Below are 21,850 nucleotides of genomic sequence, written 5' to 3'. Positions count from 1 at the left end.
ATTAAGTATATAAAATGTAGGAAAATGTCTAATTTGTATTGTGAACTGTCATGTATTTTCCCATTTCCTGTAGTATACTTGTTATCGCTTCTCTGATTTAGGTCTTTGGGTCTATTCTAATGGAATGGAGTAGGTCCAATAGATTGGGAGGCAAGTATAAACTACATAGGGAGAGAAGAACATGCGATTTACTGCAAACCGCCGAAAAATCAGCGCGCTTTTAATCCTTGTCCTGCTCGTAAGCACCCTTATGCCGGTTATGGCATTCGGTGCAGCGACGCAGCTTAAGGATATAGCTGATTCCTACGCGCATCAAGAAATTCAGGCTCTTGTGGAGTCAGGCGTGATTTCCGGTTATGATGATCATACCTTTCAACCGAAGAAAGCGATGACGCGTGCCGAATTGGCGAAGATTATCGTTCTATCGCTTGGTTTGGAAGAAAATAGTGCAAAGGCGGCATCCTTCGAAGACGTAGCTGAAAACAGCTGGTATCGCGGTTTCGTAGGCGCTTTGGTCGGGTCAGGAATTACGAAAGGAACTTCACCGACGACTTATAATCCGAATGCGAATGTTACTCGTGAAGAGCTGGTTGTATTTTTCGTTCGGGCTTTTGGTTTGGAAGATACGGCGAAGAAGCTTCCGATTGACGCGGAGCTGTCGGATTTGGAAGTTGTATCCACGTGGGCGCAGGCTCATGTTTCGCTCGCTTTCAAAATGGGCTTTATTAACGGATCGGAAAGTCCGGATGGAAAACTTAGCTTTAATCCGAAAGAAAATGCGGAGCGTCAAGCACTCGCTCGCTTAGCTTACGAGTTTACATCGAATCAATCCACATATGTTGAAAAGGCAAAGGAAATTGCTTCAGCGGCAGGAGCGGGAGCTCCGTCGACGACAACTCAAACAACACCGTCGGCGATACCGGGTGCTTCCGGGGGCGGCGGACCGTCCAGCGACCGTGATGACGATGATTCCGTATCGGTTCCTTCCGAACCCGCTTTTCCGACTACACCAGGGCAAAATGGTGTGCTTCAGGTACTGACAAATGGCCAACCTACAGATTCCATTTTTGTTGGCGAGCCAACGGAGCTGACATTTAGAATTGCGCTAAATACGAGCAGCTCGGTAACTTATAAAGTGTATAAAGTGGATACGAGTATCAATCAGGTCCAATATATTACGACTCTTTATGACGACGGGGACAGCAGTCACGGCGACAGCATTCAAGGAGACGGAATTTTCAGCGGTACCACTGTATTAACGGCAAGTGAAGAAGGCTCCCTTCGTTTTGATGTGCCTACGGACCTTACAACGACTTACACAACGGTCATTTCAGCAGTGAACCATCTCACCGAACAGCAGTTCACGCAAGCGATCAGCGTGTCCGATGAAACGCAGGCAAAGCTGGACGAATTGGTCGGACAGTATGGAAACACACAGCAGGCGAAAGAAGAAGCGGTAACCTGGCTTCAAGCTCAGCCTGGGGTTGAGGAAGCGGGCATTTCCGGAACGAACGGAAGTGTGTGGTACGTTCTTGATTCGGGAATTTTAGGAGGGGTTTCCACCGCTCCTGAAGATTCGAAAGGCTCTGAATCGGATACTGCAGGTACAGTGGATGAGCTGAGCCTGTACAACCAAGCCGTACAAAGTATCGGACAGACTAGTGAATCTCTAGGAAGCAAGAAAGTAGCTGTGATTTCACCATTTGCCGCAACGTTGCCGTCGGCATCGGTTTATGACAGTGTTTATAACCTATTTAAGGAATCCGAGTATCCATTCAACGTGGAGAGAATTAAAAACTCGGCCGCGGATGTTGCGTTTTTTAAGGGTCTGAATCAATACGGAGTCGTGGTGTTGGATACACACGGCGATACTTTTTATGATGAAAAGGTTCTTCAAAAGCTCCATACGAAATACGGCATAGATTTCAAATATGCCGGTCCGCAAGTTATATTTATGACTGGTGAAAAAGCTACAGTTGAAAATAGACAGAAGCACGAGCTTGATTTAAAAACAGGACGATTAGCTATTATTTCTGGATATTATGCTGTGACCCCATCATTCATCACTCGATATGATAACCTAATGCCGGAAACAATCGTATTTAATGGCAGCTGTAGAAGCTTATACAATAGTTCCATGTCGGATGCTTTTATTAACAATGGAGCTCAAACATATTACGGCTATACCGATTATGTAAAAGTAAATTATGATCAGGCTATTGTACAATCCGTGTTTGACAGCTTGGTAAATCAAGATAAAACAACCGCTGAGGCGTTTCAAGCTGCGGTAGCAGCTCATGGAGCCAACGACGGCGCAGCGGCTGCTTTTGCGATGAAGGGAAGCAGTTTAGGTCTTAAGACAACCGGTGTAGTTAACGGCACATTCGAAGATGGCACTTGGAGAGGCTGGAATGGAACCGGAGATGTGCGGGTAATTCCTAAGTTAGGACCAATAGCCCCAGCTTCCGGCAGTTACATGGGGATTATTAGTACAGGACTCGGCTTTGAGAATAACGATATTGGAGGATTCGATTACAATTCGGACAGCTATATCGAACAAAATTTTGTGATTCCTAACGGGGTTAGCAAGCTTTCCTTTGATTATAACTTTATTTCCGAAGAGCCAATCGAATTTGTTGGAAACATCTACAACGATACGTTCCTCACGACGGTTACATCAAATGTATATATCGATACTATTGCTGTAACATCGACGGTTTATGGTGGAGGGACAGTTACATCGAATGTATACGGTGAGTACAGTGTTATTATCGCTGAGGAGTCCATTAACGGATCCACTGAGTATTGGGTTGAATCGAACAAAGTAGACGTTGATTTCTATGGCGGCGATAAAACGGCTTATATGACTGGATGGAAGCATGTAAGCTTTGATGTAAGTAAGTTTGTCGGCCAAAAAACATTTGTTCTTCGTTTCCGTGTATTTGACCAAGGTGATAGTATTTTTGACACGGCCGTATTGATTGACAATATTAAGTTAGAGTAGTCTTAACCAGCTAGCCCGATATAGCCTCCTTCAGAATAATGAAGGGGGTTGTTTTTTTATAGGTCCGTACTCATGAATGTAGAGTGGAATGACCCATGAAAAAAACCGACCCCAAATGGAATCGGTTTTTGATAACTATGCTTCCTTTACGCGTTTGCTCTTGCGTCCGCTTCTTCGATTTCCAGGCACGCCATCAGGAACGGCGCAAAGCCCTTCGGATCGTTCTTGCGCGTCGGCTCGCTCATGTAATACTCGAAGGAGCCGTCGCGGTACGGGTTGCCGCCGAGACCGGCTACGCTGCAGATGTGGTCGACGTTTAGGAAGCCGTCTTCCGTCTGCTCTAGGCAGTGCTCCAGCAAGCCGGCATGGCCCTTGCGTGCTGCCTTCAGCGCATTGCCGCCGAGGTAGCCTTTGTTCGCGCCTTTCGCCAGCGCGCAGGTGAACATCGCCGATGCGGATGCCTCAAGGTAGTTTTCCTTGCGGTAGCCCATATCCACGACTTGGTACCAAAGACCAGTCGCTTCATCCTGATAACGGATCACGGACTCGGCCAAGCGGTGGAAAATACCGATAATTTGTCCGCGCTTCGGATGGTCGATCGGCAGGAAGTCGAGCACGTCCACAACCGCCATCATGAACCAGCCGATCGCACGGCCCCAGAAATGCGGAGAGCAGCCAGTTTTTTTGTCCGCCCACAGCTGTTCCTTGCTTTCATCCCAAGCATGGTACAGAAGGCCGGTCTTCGGATCGCGGGAGCGCATTTCCATCAGCAGGATTTCGTTCGCTACATCATCGAACCATTCCGGCTCGTTGAATGTTTTCGCATAGTTCGCAAGAAGCGGGGACGTCATGTAGACGCCGTCCAGCCACATTTGGAACGGATAAATCTTCTTATGCCACAGGCCGCCCTCGCTTGTGCGCGGATGGCCCTTCATTTGCGCAACCAGCAGCTCAATCGCCTTGCGGTATTTCTCTTCGCCTGTTTGCTCATACATCAAGAACAATGGCTTTCCTTGGTTAATCATATCCACGTTGTATTCTTCCAGCGAGTAGGTCGCGATTGAACCGTCCTCTTGGATGAACAAATCCATGTTTTCTTTAATATACGCCAGGTATTTGTCATCGCCGGTTTTTTTCCAGAGACGCTCCAGCGCTGTTAGCAAGACACCGTTTTCATAATTCCAGCATCTTCTTTTTTGAAAAGGCATATCGGATACGAGCGGGTATTGGCGAATGAATGAATCCGCCATAGCGACAGACCACTGCTTGCTCAAAGCAATTCCTCCTCAGAGTTAAGTTTAACGTGTGCATTCGATACTCAAATACTACTATATCATAACTTTGGACGGGTGCCGATATGGAAAACGTTTTGTTACAACTTTGAGCAAGGGATGATAATCGGCTTAGCCGGGCCCGCCTTCAAGGACGGGCAGGATGGCCGCTATAAGATAGGAGAAAGCAGCCGAGTGACGGATTCCATTATTTTACCGCTGATCGGGCGCTGTTTATACAGCTCTAAGGTAAGCTCGCGGCAAGCCTCAAGGTCGTCCTTATAAATCTGCTCCAGCCTTTGGGCAATTTCCGTATCGTACAGGACGGCGTTCGCTTCAAAATTCAGCTTAAAGCTGCGGATATCGACATTGGCCGTACCGACGGAGGCGACGCTGCCATCGACGACGAGCGTTTTGGCATGGAGGAAGCCTGCATCGTACAAAAAGCATTTTACGCCTGCCTCCAGCATGTCGCCTAAATAGGAATAGGTCGCCCAGTAGACCATTTTATGATCAGGACGGCCTGGAATCATGATGCGTACGTCCACCCCGGACCAGACGGCGATCCGCAGCGCTGTGATAATGCTGTCGTCGGGAATAAAGTACGGAGTTTGAATCCAAATCCGCTCCTTCGCCGACATAATCAGCTTCATATAAAGATTGCGTATTTGCTCTCTTTCATGATCGGGGCCGCTGGCTACAATCTGCATGCCGATCTTCCCGCTGGATTCCGCCGGGGAGAAATACCGGGGGTCGCGAGGCATCAGCCGCGGCGAGGCTAAATTCCAATCCATGTAGAACAATACCTGCAGCTGCAGCACCGCCCCGCCGGTAATGCGGATATGGGTATCCCGCCAGTGCCCGAAACGAGGGTTCAATCCCAAGTACTCGTCGCCGACATTAAAACCGCCGATATAACCGCGGATGCTGTCGATGACGGCGATTTTCCGGTGGTTGCGGTAGTTGACCCGGATATTCATATAAGGCACTCTCGAAGGGAAAAAGGCGACAGCCTGCCCTCCGGCCTTCCGCAGCGGGTCGAAAAACGATGCGGGCAGCTTGCTGCTGCCAATATCGTCATAAAGAAAGCGAACCTGGACGCCCTCCGCCGCTTTGCCGGCCAGCGCCCGGATTAGCCTGCGGCCGAGCTCGTCGTCGCGTACGATATAATACATAAGGTGAATATGATCCTTCGCACGCTCGATATCTGCAAACAGCGCCTCATACTTGGAGACGCCATCCGTGTAAATTTCCACTTCGTTATCTTGGAAGTAGAGTGAGTACCCGCTGTACAGATTTAATAAGATCAGATCCTGGTAATGCTTCATTTGCGGATCGCTGAATTCGACCAGCTCTTGCCGCAGGGTCTCGCCCTGGCTTTCGATCAGAGACTGAAGATTGGCCTCATCCTCTTTGCGAATCTTGTAAATCTTGCGGCGGCTCAAGTTTTGCCCGAGAAATAAATACAAGATAAACCCGAAGACCGGGATAAACAGCAGAACGAGCAGCCAAGCCCAAGTCGCCCAAATGTTGCGGCGCTCCAGAAAGATAACGGTGCCGGCCAGAACAACGTTCAACAGCGTGATAACTAACGATATATTTTGCGCTAAAGTCATGTATGGGTTCTCCCTTGCAAGAAGGCTAGGCTTTCCAGACGTCCCTGGTAAGCCTTCTTCTCTGATATCCTCTTTGTTCGTCATGCGGCGAACCGTATAAGTCCAGTCACCTCTATATAGTATCCCAATATGTGGTTTCGGCAAAAGTGATTTACCCTTAGCAGCAACGGTAGTATACTATCTAAATTGAGTGGAAATCGTTTTCCCTAAGCTCTATATAAAATAAAAAAGCCGCAGGAACTTCGGAGGAGAGAGCCATGCTACGCATCATGATGTTTTACGTGCCGATGGGCATTTCCGCCATGCTGGCTGCCTTGACGCATGTCATTATTAACGGAGTGCTGGCCCGCTCGGATCAGCCGGATGTAACGATCAGCAGCTATGCGGTTGCGTTAAGCTTATCGTTTTTAATTGACCTGCCGATGAACGTGATTCGGCAGACTTCCAGTAAATATGCCCGGGACCGTATTTCGTTCCGGGCCGTCGCCCGGCTTTCGGCAGTTGTCGCCGGCCTGCTGCTAGCCTTCAGTATCGCGGTTGGCTGGACGCCGCTTGGTTCGATGATTTTCCGTTATGTGTTCGGCGTGAAGCAGGAGCTGCTGCTGCCGACCGTGGAGGTATACCAGGTGCTGGCGTTCCTGTACGCCTTAACGGCCATGCGAAGCCTGTTCCAGGGGGTCATCATTAATCAGCTGCGCACCGGCTGGATGACGGTGGGCATGGCGGTTCGCGTGGCGACCATGTTCGCGATGTCCTGGCTTTGCATCCACAACGGCTGGGTCAACGACGGACGGGTCGGAGCGATCATTTTCGTCGTCGGTGTCGCTATCGAATGCGTGGTTGCCGTATGGGAAGGCATCGTGCTGAAAAACCGCCTGCCCGAGACCCGGGAAGAGCGGGTCGAGAAAACGTGGAGCCTGCTGCCTTTTTATATGCCGCTGCTGTATTCATCGTTAGTGCTGGTGCTGCTCAATCCGTCGATTCAGGCTGCATTAAACAACAGCGCGAACCCGACGATGGCGGTTGCATCCTATGCCGTAGCGATTCAGCTCGTCAACATGGTTGCCTGGTTTTGCGGCTCCGTGCATCAGATCGTCATCCAATTTTATGCGGAGGATCGGCGCAACGTGCTGCGGATCGTGACGGGGCTTTCGATATTCGCACCCGCATTTCTCTTGACGATCTCCACCGGAGCGGGGGGATGGCTGCTGGAAGGAGTACTTGGCCTGCGCGGACCGCTGCTTGAGGAAGTAAAAATAATTTTGCGCTTCTTATCGGTGCAGGCGCTTCTGTTCCCATGGATCGATTACTTATCCGGTAAATCGATGCTGCTTGGCAATACGCGCCCGGTCATGGTCGGCAAGCTCTGTTCGGTGGCGATTTCCGTCGCCCTTCTTATATTGTTCGTTTACACGATTCCGGCTTTAAACGGAGGACTGGCAGGATTGGTCACGGCTTTGGTTGCCCCGATTGAATTCCTCGTCATCTTTGGCTGGCTGCGCCGGACGGAAAGACGTATGGATCGTTCGCAGGCGGCTGCATAGCCGCAGAAGAGAATAAGATGAATTTGTAGGAGACAGTGGAATCGCTGTCTCTTTTTTATTTAATGACAAAAATCGACAATTGTCCTATAATAATCTTATTCTTTTTTAATAAATAGTAGAAAGTACGTGACGCACCATATGGGTTTAGAGCATAGTTCACCACGTATTTCGCACTTTTTGAAAGAGGACAAAGCGGGAGGCGGCTTAACGATTACCGGGTTACAGGGAACGGTGAAGGAATGGTTCGCACTTACGCGTTTGGAACAAATTTTTCATATCATCTAAGAAGTTCAGGAGGATCGTCGTGAAGAAGTTTGCTTTTAAGCTTGGAATCCAAGCGCAAATCTTTTTATTTATCGCCATAGTTCTCGTGCTTGGAAACGGGATCATTGGCTATTTTTCGGTATCAAGAGCGAAGGAAGAAATTTTGGCGACCGCACAGCAGAAGCTGAAGTCGGATTTGGCTACGGGAATGCACTTGATTGATGAGATTTATCCCGGACCATGGGAGATTAAAGACGGCAAGCTCTACAAGGGCGAAACATTGATGGAAGGCAACGACGAGCTGGTCGATGATTTCGGCAGCCGAACGGGAGATACGGTAACGATTTTTAACGGTGACACGCGTGTGTCGACCAACGTGAAGAAAGAGGATGGAAGCCGGGCGGTCGGGACGAAAATATCCGCTGAAGTGGGCGAGAAAGTGCTCAAGCAGGGCATCCCGCATTTTGGCGAGGCAAACGTGGTCGGCAAAATCAATCAGGCGGCGTATGAGCCGATTAAAAATGCGAAAGGTGAGATTATCGGGATTTGGTACGTCGGGGTTCCAAACAAGCCGTATGAGGACTCGATCCAATCTTTCCGTGAGGGAATTGTAGTGTTTGCGGCGGCGCAGCTCGTTATTGCGGTCATCGTCATTTGGGTGCTGGTTCGCCGGAAGGTGAAGCCGCTGATTGCGGTTACCCGCATTGCGGAAGAGGTGGCAGGCGGCAATCTGAAGGTGGAGCTGACCCCATATCGTTCCGGCGACGAAATCGGGCGGCTATCCGTTGCGGTGAATGGCATGATCACAAGCCTGCAGCGGATGATTACAGATATTAACGAAAATGTCCTGACCTCTGCGGATCAAGTGGCGGTTTCCTCCGATTCAATGGCCCGATCCATAGAAGGGGTTACGCAGTCTTATCATGAGGTCGTTGTCAGCAATCAAAGCATGACCGAGAACGCAATGGCCGGCAACGAGGCAGTGCGCGAGTCGTCCCAGGTGTTGCTGGAGCTGTCCTCCCTGATTCAAATCGCGAACGCCAAGGCGACGGAAGCGCAGCAGGATTCGCTTCGCACGTTAGACGTAGCGGAGAAGGGGAAGGAAACAGTCGTTCACACGATGGAGTGCATGGAGTCGATTCAAGTTTGTTCCAGCGATACGGAAAAGCAGGTGGCTGCCCTGCAGCAGTATTCCAAGCAAATTGAAATTATCGCCAATACGATTACGGAGATCGCGAATTCGACCAATTTGCTGGCGCTGAACGCTTCGATCGAAGCCGCTCGAGCCGGAGAGTCCGGCAGAGGCTTTGCCGTTGTAGCGGGTGAGGTCAAAAAGCTGGCCGAGCAATCGAATAAGGAAGCGGCAGAGGTTAACGTACTTATTAAGAAGATTACCGATTGCATCGAGCTGGTGGTTCATACGAATGAGCGCAGCCGCAATGAGGTTGTGAAAGGCGCTGAATCGGCGGATGCAGCCGGACGTGCGCTGGCGGAGGTCATGGCGGCAGTTGAGGGTACGGTAAGTAATATCGAAGCGGTCACGGATATTACCAATGAAGAGGTTGCAAGCTCGGAGCGCATTATTCAGCTGATTAACGGTGTGGCCAGCAGCATTGAAAGCACGATGGCCAGCGCTCAGCAGGTGCTCAAGGCGACGGAGCAAATTTCCGATGAGCTGCAGGAATTGGCGGCGGGCTCGGAGGAATTGACGGCGATGGCGACCGATTTAAAGGCAACGGTAGGCAAAATCAACGTATAAATTGCTGCGATTGCGCGAATACAAAACAGGACAAGTCTCGGGGATCTCTTCTCAGGAAGAGGTCCTTTTTTTTAACGATAAAGAATGTATAAGTTTTCAGCGGAGTTGAACACATTCTTTATCACAAGAAAACCTACCTCTGAGTTGCGGTCACTCATCCTTGAAGGGGCCTCGATAGAGGTTTTCTTAACGTTATAGAATTTATAAGTTTCGCTGAGGCCGGAACGAGTAAATTCTATACCAAGGAAAACTACCGCTTAATGACGTACCCGCTTCTTTGAAAGGACTTCGATAGAAGTTTTTCTTATATAATAAATTTGTGGTGTTGATTAATTAAGTAGACAATATTATAATTTGTTTATGAAAAAGGTAAACATTTATGGGGTTGATCTATATAATGGCGATTAGCGAGCTATTCTGGGAAGCAACGGTCGATGAAATGAAACGGGGATACATTGTGGACGCCAAAGCCGAGGCGTTTGTATGTCTCGTATGTGGACGCATGTTCGAGCACGGGGTGATTTACCCGCATGAAGGAGTGCTGTACGAGGCGGAGCGTTATGTGCGTAAGCACATCGAGACGGAGCACGGCTCGATGTTTCAATATTTGATCGGGCTGGATAAGAAATGGACCGGGTTGACGGATTTGCAGCGATCCCTGCTGGAATGGTTCCGGGCTGGGCTGCAGGATAGCGAGATTGTCAAGGAGCTGGGTGGGGGCAGCAAATCGACGGTACGAAACCATCGGTTTACCCTTCGCGAAAAAATGAAGCAGGCCAAGGTATTTCTCAGTATTATGGAGCTTGTCGAAGAGGGGCAATCGGGCAGCCCCAGCCAACAGAGTCCGGTCCGCCGCACTGCGACGATGCTCGATGAACGATATGCCGTGACGGAGCAGGAGAATGAGGAGATTATCCGCACCTATTTTCCGAATGGGATCGAGGGACCCATTAGCGAGTTTCCCAAGAAAGAGAAGAGGAAGCTCGTTATTCTTCGTCAGCTTATGCGCAGATTCGAGCCGAACAGGAGCTACACGGAAAAAGAAGTGAACGCCGTGCTGGAGCAGGCCTTCGATGATTATGTGACGATCCGCAGGTATTTGATTGAATATGGGTTTCTGGACCGAAAGCCGGACGGCAGTGCGTACTGGGTGAACAGTAAAGTCGCATCGGAGACGGTTTCGAATGCAGAGGAAGAAAGGATGAGGACGATGGATACGAGAAATACAGAAAAAAGAAAGCAGCTGGTAGCTGATTTTATGGATTCAAAACGAACAATTGGGGTGTACCAGATTCTCAATCAAGCGAATGGGAAGCGGTTTGTTGGCAGCAGCGTAAGGCTGGACAGCATTTTGGCCCGGCACCGGTTTACCCTGCAGTTAGGGACTCATTCCAACAAGGTGCTGCAGCAGGAATGGAAGGAATACGGGGAAGAAAGCTTTGTGTTTGAAATATTGGAGCTGCTTAAGCCGGAAGAGGAAGAGACGCGCGGGCGGCCCATATCAAGAGTAAGCAAGGAAATGCTGGAGAAGCTCGAGGAAAAGTGGATTGCAGATCTGCAGCCGTTTGGCGAACGGGGATATAACAGCGTGAAGCATAATTAATTCGAGAATGCGTGATGAAGGGCATCCTTAAAGAAGGGATGCTCTTTTCTTTGCCTTGGAAAGAGTCGAGACTTATGGGAAGGCCATAACGGAAACTTCAATATGAATTTTTTCACATAGACGAAGGAACAAGCGCCGTCTATACTTATCTGTTATACAAGATAGGAAAAACTGCGTGCTATGGGAGGAAAAGGAATGTTGATGTACCGGTATCGAAAATGGCTTTGGCTTTTGTGTATTGTTCATATCGGTCTCCTCTACCTCATGAACCGGAGTGCGCTTGGAAACGATCAATTCCTGTTATCACTGCAATGTATTGCTCCATTAGGATCCGGCCTTCTCTTGTATTTCACAAGCAGAAAGAAGCCGGCGCCATATCGGAGATTTTGGAGGCTTCTCTCATGGGGGAGCTTTTGTTATCTAGCAGCCGTGCTTACCTGGGGCTGGTATGTTTGGGTACAGGGTGTGCAGCCTCCGGAAGTCGGAGTGGCGGACATGCTGTGGGCGGCGCAAATCTTCTTGTATGCCGGGGCGCTTTGTTACTTATTGATGAAAGAGCGGTCGGTGTTCCAGGGGCTGCGGCTCGCCTTTGATACGCTCATCACCCTTCTCATCGCCGGGACGCTCAGCTGGATTTATATTATTCAGCCGAAGCTGGAAATGATGCTGGTGACCAGCACGAAGCTGGAGATTACAGTGAACCTGCTTTATCCTGTTGCTGATTTTGCACTGTTATGCGGGCTGCTGTTTACGATGTTTACCTATAAAAATATTTTGGCTTGGAAGGCGCAGCTGCTCATGCTGGCCGGGCTCGCTTTGATTATATTTGCAGATACGGTGTATTTGTTTGAGGCGGCGGCCGATCAATATGTAATTGGCGACTGGGTCGATCCTTTATTCGACGCTTCATTGCTTGTGGTAGCCATGTCCGGCGTCTATTCCTGGGACCAGGATACGGAATCGGTCGGGAGTGTGCACCATTTTCGCGAAGCGCCAGTGCGAGCCGCGCTGGGGATGCTGCTGCCTTACGTTTGCTTCTTTGCCCTCGTTGTGCCGATGTGGTGGAACGCACAGCTTTTTAATGGTCCGTCCTTCATCGCTCTTATCGCAATCGTGCTGCTGGTGCTTCGCCAGATGATGGTGCTGGGGCAAAACCAGCGGTTGATCCGCAATATGAAGGAGATGCTGGAGAAAAGCAACCATCTGGCGCATCATGATTACTTAACAGGTCTGCCGAATCGGCGGTTGTTCGAGAAGAAGCTTGCATCCGCCATGTACAGTGGAGAGGGTGGGCTGATTGCCGTTTTTTCGATGGATTTAGACCGCTTTAAATTTATAAACGATACGTACGGACATGCCACGGGTGATTTGTTTATTCGGCAGGTGGCAGAGCGCTTGCTGCAATATTTGCCGGAGCCGTTCTTGGTCGCAAGGCAGGGCGGGGATGAATTTACCGTGCTGCTCCCGGGTTTGAGCAACTTTGAAGAGGTTATGGCAGTTGCCGAAACGCTGCTGAAGGAGACGGCCAAGCCCTTTGAGGTAGAAGGGATTGAGCTGCTTACTACGACCAGCATCGGCATCAGCTTGTTTCCCGGAGACGGCTTGAATGTGAATGATTTGATGAAGCAAGCCGATGCCGCCATGTATGAAGCAAAGGCGCGAGGTGGAAACCGGTGGCATCGCTTTGAAATTCAGATGAACGATATGCTTCAGAAAAAAACCGGAATGGAGCGGGCGCTGCGCCGGGCTTTGGCCGAGGAGCAGCTTATGCTGTACTATCAGCCCTTGGTATCCGCAAATGACCAACAAGTGGGCAGTGTGGAAGCGCTGCTGCGCTGGCGGGGCGCGGAAGGGAAGATGGTCTCTCCAGCGGAGTTCATTCCTGTAGCCGAGGAGACGGGACTTATTGTCCCCATCGGGGAATGGGTGCTGCGAACGGCATGCCGACAGGCAAAGGAATGGGAAGAGCAGGGACTTCCGGAGATGAGCATGGCAGTCAATGTTTCGCCGCGGCAGTTTTTACAGGACGATTTTGTGGCACGAACGGCTGCGATTATCGAAGAGTCAGGCTGGCCGCCGGAGCGGCTCGTGTTTGAAATTACAGAAGGCATTGCCATTCAGGATCAAACGAAAACCGTCGCTCAATTGCAGCAACTGCAGGCGATGGGGATTACGATTTCTATGGATGACTTCGGGACGGGCTATTCCTCCTTAGAGTACATTCGTAAGTATCAGGTAAACTCGCTGAAAATTGCCCAGTCGTTTATTCGGGAGGTGTCGGTCAACTCCAGCGACGCCACGATTGTAAAGGCGATCTTGGCGATGGCGCAAAGCCTGAAACTTACTGTCACCGCGGAAGGCGTGGAGACGAAGGAGCAGTTCGAATTTTTGAAGGAAAACGGCTGCGACCGGATTCAGGGCTATTATTTTTATAAGCCGATGTCTTCGGAGGAGTGGACGGAGAGGCTGCGTGCGAAGGTATCGTAGACGAGCCCTTGTATAAAAGAAAGAAGGACACCTCATGCGAAGGTGTCCTTCTTGTTTGAGCGGGCGGCTACGCCAACGCTTTCTTTTCCGCGATGAGATCCTCTAAACGCTCCTTCTGGGAAATAAGCTCCTCCAGCGAAGGGTTTGACGAGCCTGCAGCAACCTCCTGCTGACCCAGGAATGGAGCGGAAACCAGCTTCTGCAGCTGTCCGCCGTTCTGCTCATACAAACGATAACCTACGGCGCCCGCAACGGCACCAACTACGAATCCTACGACAAAATCTCTTGTCAGCAACATGCTTTGTCCTCTCCTTTATACGGTATCCTAGTTTTATATGGGTAGGAGACGTTTGCTCCTATTCATATCATGAAGAATTTCCAGAAGGTTCACACCCCACGTCAGCGCCGCGACCTGCAGCAGATTGCCGTGTCCGAGCGACAGCATACTGATAATGCCGGTTAAGACATCCGGGTGTGAGAAACGGTTGGTTCCATGTGAAAGAACAGTATAGCCGGTGGACACGGTCGCCAAGTAGTCGATAAAGTCCGGTCTTGGCCCGGCTGTTTTCCGCAGGGCGGCAACCAGCAGAAGCGCGCCGGTCATAAGGGATCGAAAGAGATCGGCCCGATGCTTCGGCTTCACGTTGACCATAAGATCGTCGATAGGATCAAATCGGGTTTGTTTAAAAAAGACGGCGATAAATTGTAATAGCGCGCTCCGTTTCATCACCGTCTGCTGGTACTCGATCACCATCGACTGGATTAAGGGCTCAATTCGTACCAGGGTAACCCCTTGGAGCGAACGAAACATACGCTCAATAATTTTAACGTCGTTGCGTTCCGTCAGCGCGGGGATGATAAGCCGAATCCTTCCCGACAATTCATGGGTAATGAAAAACGATGCTGGCACTGGCTTCATTTTCTAACCTCCATCCCTAAAATCCGTGTACTGTTCAGTACGACTGCGATCGTGGCAGAGTTATGGATCAAGGCTCCGGCCACCGGTGAAATCGTTCCAAGTGCGCCCAGCAGCATGGCGGTACTGTTGACAAGCAGGGTAGCCCCTATATTTTGATGAATAATCCTCATCGTTTGCTTAGACAAATTCACAATGGCGGGCAGGTTGCCCGGATCGTCGGAGGTGATGGTCACGTCACTTGCTTCAACGGCAATATCCGTTTTCTTTCGGCCCATCGTAATTCCGACATTGGCGTACGCTAAGGCCGGGGCATCGTTGACGCCATCGCCGACCATCATCACCGAAGCGCCTTGATCCCGATACCTTTTGACAATACCGGCTTTATCCGTCGGTAACGCCTCCGCATAATAACGATCCAGGAAGAGCGAAGCGGAGATTTGCTGCGCCGTATGCTTCCGGTCCCCGGTCAGCATTAGTACTTCATCGACGCCCAGCCTGCGCAGCCGATGAATGGCTTTGCTCATGCCGCTGCGCAGAGGATCGTGAATATGGACGACACCCATGAGCAGACCGTCGTAGGCCACATAGACGGCATTGCGCTCGTCGTGCTTGAAGCGGGCATTCAATACGGAAAGGTCGATGTCCGATTCCTCCATAAAAATGGCGCTTCCAATGAGCACGTCATGCCCTTCAACAACAGCGTAAATGCCCCGTCCGACGATCGTCTGGAGAAAATCGTATTTCGGGATGGAAAGATTCCAATCCTTGGCCTGCCGCAGGATCGATTCGGCGATAGGATGGGAGGAATGCTCCTCAGCCGATGCGGCCGCGGCGATAACCTCCTGAACGGTAAAGCCGTAGTAAGGAATGACCTCCTTCACCTCGGGGCTTCCCTCGGTAAGGGTACCGGTTTTATCGAAGATGATCGTGTCAATCGCGGCAAGACGTTCAACGTACTGCCCGCCTTTGACGAGAATGCCCTGCTTGGCGGCCTTGCCGATGGCAGCGGATATGGCGGTTGCGGTAGACAGCTTGAGGCCGCAGGAAAAATCGATGAACAGCATATTCAGCACGCGATCCCAGCTGCGGGTCGTCAAATAGACGATACCTGCCATTAAAAAAGAAATCGGCACCAGCTTATTCGCCATCCGGTCGGCAAGATGCTGCACCGGCGCTTTTTTGCTCTGCGCTTGTTCGATCATTTTCACGATTCGGGTTACCACGGTGTCGTCTCCCGCATGCTGAACCTGAATACGGATTGTGCCGGATTTAACAATCGTTCCAGCATAGACATACGAGCCGCAAGCGACCTCCTTCGGCAAAAACTCTCCGGTAATCGAAGACTCATCGATGGCCGCCGAGCCGTCGACAACCCTTCCGTCCACCGAGATTTTCTCTCCCAAAAATACCGTAACCGTATCTCCGGGCTGAATTTGCTCCATCGGCACTCTGGCTTCTCTTCCGTCCGGCTGGACCAGCCAGGCATACGGAATATCGACCTTGAGCATATCGGTGATATGCTTGCGGGTCCGTTCCGCCGTATATTCGGTAAGCAGCTCGCTAATACCCGAAAGAAGGATCATGACGAAGCCGGAGCCCGGGTTTCCTTTCAAGATTGCGGCGGCCAACGCGGTTGTCGTCAGGGTATCGGCATTCAGCTGTTTGTTGATAAGCGCGCCTCTTGTGCCGTTCCATAGGATGTCTTTCGCAGCGAACAGGGTGGCCAAAGTAGTCAGGTTAAAAAGCCTTCCCCACCCGACTCGGATCATTCCCGGAAAGAGCAGCCGGTCGATCACGTACGCGGAAGCGGCAATCCCGACAGAAAGAAGCTGTTTTTTTAGAGTAGAAGGGCTGTTTATCTTTGCTCGGGACGCGGTGCGAACGTATTGAAGCCATTGAAACTGGATAAAACGTGTCAAGTCCTCCGTTGTCGCTGCCGGATGATGATACAGAAGGAGGGATGAGGTTTCCTTGGTGTAGACACAAGAGTAGATGTAAGGGATCGCAAGCAGGCGAGCTTTGATTTGTGCAGCAAAGCTTGGGATCCGAGGCAAACGCAGCCTTGTGCGGCCGGGGATCGCATGCACAACCGCCACCCTAATTCTCATGGGGCGTTTCCTTTCCATCCATGGAGGTGTACGCCCACAGCAGAAGCGTGACGGCCAGCGGATGCTTATGCCGCCCTGTATCCCATAAAACCTTGCCGAGCACGGATAGTGTAACGACGGACTTGAGATCGAAAGCTCCCCGGCTATGCACCTTAATGTTTTGATCCGCGCGCCGAAGCGTCTTTCGCATCGTCTGCATCACGGTTGAAGGAGCGCGTCGATAACCTTCCGTTGTAGAAGACACCGCCAGTTTTAGGATTTCGTCAAGCTGGTCCGGGGTTAGGCTGGGTGCATGGAACAGGAGCAGCAAACTGCCGGTGATCGGTGAAACCTCAACCCGTTCAACGAGACGATGCGCTTCCATTTGTTTTGTGAGCACCGGCGCGATATTTGCATTTTTCCATCGGTCACATTGTAGGCGGAGCCGGCCCGGAGAGGCGTGGAGCACTTTGATGTTGAGATTCTTCGATTTTTGTATGTAATGGGTCAGAGCGATTGAAGCTCCGATTCCGATCAGATGCTGAAGCATGAGACACCCGCTTTCAAAGGGAGTTAAGCAGCGTATCGAAGGTTTTCAGCCATTCCTCGATTTGCCTTAGGTCATGACTTACCTCCGGTGCAAAATGGATGAGCAGTGTTCCGACTTCTTGCGTGTATTGGATGGAATGGATCCGCGGGTCGGTTTGCAGCTCATCAATGATTCGGTTCAAAGGAGGGCTGCCGGCGGGGAAGACCCATTTGGGCGAGCGCAGGCGAATGCGTCCGGGTACGTAATGCAGGATTTCGATTTTATGGTGATGAAGGATTTTATTGATTCTGACTCCTAGGAAAAATTGCTGAATAGCGGAGATTCAAAACTCCCCCTTTTGGTCGAAGGCAATAGTGTTTTATTAGGCGAAAATAGTAAGCTTATTTTAACATATTTGCTGGAAATGTAAACCATAATTTAGTTTATAAATCAAATAATAGGTACAACTTCCCAGTTGGTTGAATGGAGTGTGGAAAAGGTTGGAAGCTGGGGAATGAGGTCGTATTTTGGGGATACAATATTTCTAGAAGAAAAAACATTTTAGGGGCAAAAATACCGGGGGCGTCATGTATCTTTTTCAACAATAAATGAAAAATGAAGAGCAAGATATGTTAAGTGATCGCAAATTTGGTGTGTTATATTCTAAGTGTGATAAACATCACAGCCTGTTGTATCAACGTTTTGCAGGAAGGGAGGGGCCCCTTGGTCATTCATACACCCACAAATCTTGCTCTACAGAAACTAGGGATTTATGTGAGAGCGGATGCGAATGATTGGCAGTACAGCTGGCCCGTTCATTCTCATGATGGGCTCGAAGTATACTACTTCATTCGCGGGGATGCGAACTATATTATCGGAGAAAATATATACGATTTGTCTCCTGGGGACATGCTTTTGTTTCGTGGAAGTATCCTTCACAGGGTGAACCCTTCAAAAGATGTGTCGTACATTCGCAGCTACGTAAACTTCACGGAATCCTTTCTGCAAGAGCAGATGTCTGAGGATATGTTTGAAAAGCTGATGTCGTTGTTTGAAGCGCCCCACGGTATGTTAATTCGGTGGTCTCCCGAGGAACGTGAAGATATTGACAAGTTTTTCCGAGCTATTCACCGAGAAAATGAGAGGGAATCGTTCGGATACGAGCTAGTTTTGAAAACGCTTTTAATTCAGCTTCTTGTAACCGTTTACCGAAAAACGAAGCGGCTGCATGAAGTGGCTCCTACGGGACAGCAATCGCATGGTCAAGAGAATGTTCGGCGCATCCTGCAGTATATTAATCAGAATTATTTGGAAAACTTTTCACTGCAAGATCTTTCGAATGTCCTTCATTTGAACAAATATTATATGTGCCACTGCTTTAAAGAGGTGACAGGATACACCATCAACAACTACATCATGAGTAAACGGATGGAAGAAGCGAAAAAGCTGCTTCGAACTACGGATGAGCCGATCGGCCTCATATCCGAAAAACTTGGGTTTAACACGGCTGTTCATTTTAGCCGTTCTTTTAAAAAAAATACCGGTGTGTCGGCTCAGCAATATCGTAAGCAAAACGATACACCATGATTGTGCAAGAAAAGCATTCCAAACCAATGAAAACAACAAAGGGGTAGTATGATGAACAAACTAATGAAAACGGTATCAATGTCGCTCGTGCTCGTCATGTTAACGCTAATGTCCGTTGCTTGCGCCCAAAAGGATTCGGGTGCAGGAACTGGAGCAGCTGAACCGGCAAAGAAGAATGTAACACTTGATTTTGTTTGGTTCTCCGATGGTAATGAAGGTGAGATTATGAAGGGCATTATTAAAGACTATGAGGCAAAAAATACCCATGTCAAAATCAATATGATCGATGTTGCATACAAAGACTTGTCCACGAAGCTAAAAACGATGATTTCGGGCGGCCAGCCACCTGCGCTTGCTCGGATCAGTACAACGGAGCTTGGGGCATTCTCGAATCAAGCGATAGATTTAAGTGAAAGCAATGGCGGTTTAGAGCCATTCACGAGCCAGTTTATTGATGCGCTTAAGCCTTATTATGTGATTAACAATAAAGCGGTTGCAGCTCCAATGGACGTTACGGCTAACGGCTTATTCTACAACAAGACGTTGTTTGATAAAGCAGGAATAAAGGTGCCGGCATCGCCCGAAGAAGTATGGACTTGGGATGAGTTTTCCGCTGCTATGAAGCAGGTTATGGAAAAAGGCGGAGCGAAATACGGGCTCGTGTGGGATTATACCCCGCATCGCTGGTCCACACTGCTTTATCAATTCGGCGGAAGCATGATGAGTGCTGACGGAACGAAGGCGACGATCAACAATGAAGCAGGCGTTAAGGCGGCGGAATATTTCAAGAAGCTTCATGACGACGGTTTGATGCCGAAGTCGGTTTGGATGGGTGGGGAAAACCCGAACAACCTGTTCCGTACGGGGACGGTTGGAGCGCATTGGGCAGGCAACTGGATGATTGGCAACTATAAAGATGTTACGAACTTTGAATGGGGCGTGACGTACATGCCGAAAGGCACGCAGCGTTCCTCGGTGCCTGGCGGTAAGTTCGCGATGGCTTTCCAAAAGTCCGGAGTGGAGAAAGAAGCGGTTGATTTTATCAACTACATTTCCACGAAAGAAATCAATTCGAAATTCAATCAGGAAGCCTTGTTCTTGAGCCCGCGTAAGGACAGCGCAAAGCTGGATTATGCTTTCGGCAAAGAAATGATGGAGCTGTTCTCCAATGAGCTGAACAACACGGCGCCGGCAGCTGCAGAAGACTGGTCCAAGCAAACGATCGTTCCGAAATTCAGTAATGATCTGAAGACGACCTTGACGGAAATTATTGCTGGCAAGACTTCGGCCAAGGACGGTCTGGACAAAATTGCTACATTGATCGACAAAGCGATTGGCGATGCAAAAAAATAAGATTGCACAAGCTGCTGCCGGGTAAAACCGGCAGCGCTTTTCTTAGAGAAGCTAGTAAAGGAGAGGAGAATGCCTGATGTCCGCACAAGCCTCGGCAGCAGACCTGAAAAAACGGAAGCTTAATCCTTCGATGGGATGGATTCCTTACTTATTCGTACTGCCCAACTTGTTGATTTTTTCCACGTTTATTGTGATTCCAACCATTATCGGGTTCATCTATTCCTTCCACGAGTACGATGGATTGAATCCAATGGAATTTGTCGGCACTGCTAATTATCAGGAGATCTTTGCCAGCGCGGACTTTTGGAGCGCGCTAGGGAAAACCGCGGTGTATGCTATGACCGTTGTTCCTTTAATTTATTGCATGGCTCTGCTGGTTGCCATGATGCTGATTCAGCCGCTTCAGGGCAAAGGCTTCTTCCGTTCCATCTTTTATTGGCCGACGATGATTTCTTACATTATAGTCGGTCTGACATGGAAGTGGATTTTCGGTGATTTTGGGATCATGAATTACATCGTTACCCTTTTCGGCCTAGAGCCGGTTCAAATCTTGTCGAGTCCGTTCTGGGCGAATGTTTCCGTCGTGATCGCTACGGTATGGTCGCGTCTCGGGTTTTACATGGTCATTTTTATCGCGGGTCTGCAGGCGATTCCTACGGAATATTACGAGGCCGCGAGATTGGATGGGGCATCCAAGCTGCGTGTGTTTTGGAATATAACGCTCCCGCTGCTTAAGCCGACAACGGTGCTCGTCGTGATGCTGTCGCTGATTGAAGCCTTTAAGGCGTACCCGCTGTTATTTGCTCTTACAGGAGGGGGCCCGGGGAAAGAGACCACGTTTATTGTACAGTTCATCTACGAAACCGGGTTTGCAAAGCAAGAGCTGGGTATGGCTAGCGCCATGTCCGTCGTACTGTTTATCCTAATTTCGATCTTTACCGCGCTGCAGTTTAAACTTTCCAAAGGAGGCGCGAATTAACGTGGAACTCAAATCCTCCGCTAAGATTTCATTGTATGTTCTTCTTTTGGCGTTAGCCGCAATCTGGTTGTTTCCTGTACTCTGGATCATCATTTCCTCCTTCAAAACGAACAACGATCTGTACAGCTTTCCGCCGCGTTTTTGGCCGGAGACGATCACATTCCAGCATTTTATCGATGCGTTTGAAAAGGGGAATTTCGGCCGTTATTTTCTGAACAGTGCAATTGTGACGATCAGCTCGACCCTTCTTCTACTGCTTATTAATTCGATGGCTGGTTTTGCATTGGCGAAGTATAAATTTAAAGGTGCTACCGTGCTGCTTGTCGGTTTCTTATCGACCTTAATGATTCCCCTTGAAGTAATTATGATTCCCATCTTTAAGGTGTTGAGCTTCTTAGGAATGTTCAACAGCCTGCTGGCTCTTATTATCCCGCCGGCGGCTACACCGACAGGTGTATTTTTGATTCGGCAGTACTTATTATCCGTTCCGGATGAGCTCTTGGAGGCCGCACGAATCGACGGCGCTTCCGAATGGCGCATTTATACGCAGATCATTCTGCCGGTGTGCAAGCCGATTTTGGCCGTGCTCGCAATCTTCTCCTTTATGTGGCGCTGGGATGACTTCCTGTGGCCGCTGATCGGGATCAGCGATCCTTCGCTTTATACGATTCAATTGGCTTTATCCAACTTTATCGGAGAATATAATGTCGATTGGGGCAGCTTGCTTGCGATGTCCGTGATTACGATGATTCCGGTGCTGGTTGTTTTCATCATCTTCCAGCGTCAATTCGTCAGCGGCATGGTGACATCCGGCATGAAGTAAAGACACCATTCGAATCTCCCTTTAC

15 protein-coding genes and 1 pseudogene are annotated in these 21,850 nt (G+C 49.6%); 9 read left to right on the top strand and 7 right to left on the bottom strand.

The window, feature by feature from the left end:
- Positions 1 to 181 precede the first annotated feature (181 nt).
- Positions 182 to 3,004, top strand: coding sequence for an S-layer homology domain-containing protein (locus GQS10_RS05015; protein WP_166239664.1), 2,823 nt, complete (start codon positions 182 to 184; stop codon positions 3,002 to 3,004).
- Positions 3,005 to 3,150: 146 nt separating this feature from the next.
- Here GQS10_RS05015 and GQS10_RS05010 read toward each other — a convergent pair whose 3' ends face one another.
- Both GQS10_RS05010 and cls read right to left on the bottom strand, forming a co-directional pair.
- On the bottom strand, positions 3,151 to 4,278 hold the full coding sequence (locus GQS10_RS05010; protein WP_166239662.1) for a glycoside hydrolase family 88/105 protein: 1,128 nt from the start codon (positions 4,276 to 4,278) through the stop codon (positions 3,151 to 3,153).
- Between the two features lie 167 nt (positions 4,279 to 4,445).
- Positions 4,446 to 5,891: a cardiolipin synthase gene (gene cls / locus GQS10_RS05005; protein ID WP_166239660.1), complete on the bottom strand. Its 1,446-nt coding sequence runs from the start codon at positions 5,889 to 5,891 to the stop codon at positions 4,446 to 4,448.
- A 257-nt stretch (positions 5,892 to 6,148) separates the two neighbouring features.
- On the opposite strand from cls, the gene GQS10_RS05000 reads away from it, so the two are divergent.
- From GQS10_RS05000 to GQS10_RS04985, 4 genes and pseudogenes are all read left to right on the top strand, one after another.
- Positions 6,149 to 7,435 carry an MATE family efflux transporter gene (locus GQS10_RS05000; protein ID WP_166239658.1) on the top strand — a complete coding sequence of 429 codons (1,287 nt, stop codon included), beginning with the start codon at positions 6,149 to 6,151 and terminating at the stop codon, positions 7,433 to 7,435.
- A 304-nt stretch (positions 7,436 to 7,739) separates the two neighbouring features.
- On the top strand, positions 7,740 to 9,458 hold the full coding sequence (locus GQS10_RS04995) for a cache domain-containing protein (protein ID WP_166239656.1): 1,719 nt from the start codon (positions 7,740 to 7,742) through the stop codon (positions 9,456 to 9,458).
- Between the two features lie 379 nt (positions 9,459 to 9,837).
- Positions 9,838 to 10,611: pseudogene (locus tag GQS10_RS23615) on the top strand (DUF2087 domain-containing protein); the annotation flags it as partial.
- 645 nt (positions 10,612 to 11,256) lie between these two features.
- Positions 11,257 to 13,548 carry a putative bifunctional diguanylate cyclase/phosphodiesterase gene (locus GQS10_RS04985; RefSeq protein ID WP_207952143.1) on the top strand — a complete coding sequence of 764 codons (2,292 nt, stop codon included), beginning with the start codon at positions 11,257 to 11,259 and terminating at the stop codon, positions 13,546 to 13,548.
- A 67-nt stretch (positions 13,549 to 13,615) separates the two neighbouring features.
- Here GQS10_RS04985 and GQS10_RS04980 read toward each other — a convergent pair whose 3' ends face one another.
- Genes GQS10_RS04980 through GQS10_RS04960 form a run of 5 tightly spaced genes read right to left on the bottom strand, consistent with a single transcriptional unit; the run spans position 13,616 to position 17,285 of the window.
- A complete protein-coding gene (locus GQS10_RS04980; protein ID WP_243734970.1) occupies positions 13,616 to 13,846 on the bottom strand; it encodes a hypothetical protein in 231 nt (76 codons plus the stop codon).
- Between the two features lie 33 nt (positions 13,847 to 13,879).
- Positions 13,880 to 14,467 carry an HMA2 domain-containing protein gene (locus tag GQS10_RS04975; RefSeq protein WP_166239652.1) on the bottom strand — a complete coding sequence of 196 codons (588 nt, stop codon included), beginning with the start codon at positions 14,465 to 14,467 and terminating at the stop codon, positions 13,880 to 13,882.
- Positions 14,464 to 16,575, bottom strand: a complete 2,112-nt coding sequence (locus GQS10_RS04970; RefSeq protein ID WP_166239650.1) for a heavy metal translocating P-type ATPase — start codon at positions 16,573 to 16,575, stop codon at positions 14,464 to 14,466. Before GQS10_RS04970 ends, GQS10_RS04975 begins: the two co-directional genes overlap by 4 nt.
- On the bottom strand, positions 16,565 to 17,104 hold the full coding sequence (locus tag GQS10_RS04965) for an HMA2 domain-containing protein (protein ID WP_166239648.1): 540 nt from the start codon (positions 17,102 to 17,104) through the stop codon (positions 16,565 to 16,567). Before GQS10_RS04965 ends, GQS10_RS04970 begins: the two co-directional genes overlap by 11 nt.
- Before the next feature lie 13 nt (positions 17,105 to 17,117).
- Positions 17,118 to 17,285: a hypothetical protein gene (locus tag GQS10_RS04960; protein WP_166239646.1), complete on the bottom strand. Its 168-nt coding sequence runs from the start codon at positions 17,283 to 17,285 to the stop codon at positions 17,118 to 17,120.
- 521 nt (positions 17,286 to 17,806) lie between these two features.
- Between GQS10_RS04960 and GQS10_RS04955 the strand changes: the two genes are divergently transcribed.
- From GQS10_RS04955 to GQS10_RS04940, 4 genes are all read left to right on the top strand, one after another.
- Positions 17,807 to 18,670: a helix-turn-helix domain-containing protein gene (locus tag GQS10_RS04955; RefSeq protein ID WP_166239644.1), complete on the top strand. Its 864-nt coding sequence runs from the start codon at positions 17,807 to 17,809 to the stop codon at positions 18,668 to 18,670.
- 51 nt (positions 18,671 to 18,721) lie between these two features.
- Positions 18,722 to 20,023, top strand: a complete 1,302-nt coding sequence (locus GQS10_RS04950; protein ID WP_166239642.1) for an ABC transporter substrate-binding protein — start codon at positions 18,722 to 18,724, stop codon at positions 20,021 to 20,023.
- A 76-nt stretch (positions 20,024 to 20,099) separates the two neighbouring features.
- A complete protein-coding gene (locus GQS10_RS04945; RefSeq protein ID WP_166239641.1) occupies positions 20,100 to 21,002 on the top strand; it encodes a carbohydrate ABC transporter permease in 903 nt (300 codons plus the stop codon).
- A gap of 1 nt (position 21,003) precedes the next feature.
- Complete coding sequence (locus GQS10_RS04940) at positions 21,004 to 21,825, top strand: ABC transporter permease subunit (protein WP_166239639.1); 822 nt, start codon at positions 21,004 to 21,006, stop codon at positions 21,823 to 21,825.
- Positions 21,826 to 21,850: the final 25 nt, after the last annotated feature.

Origin of the sequence: Paenibacillus turpanensis (assembly GCF_011421635.1) — a bacterium.
GTDB classification, from domain to species: domain Bacteria; phylum Bacillota; class Bacilli; order Paenibacillales; family YIM-B00363; genus Paenibacillus_AK; species Paenibacillus_AK turpanensis.
Note: the sequence above shows the minus strand (reverse complement) of the source record. Positions and strands in the feature narration are given on the sequence as shown.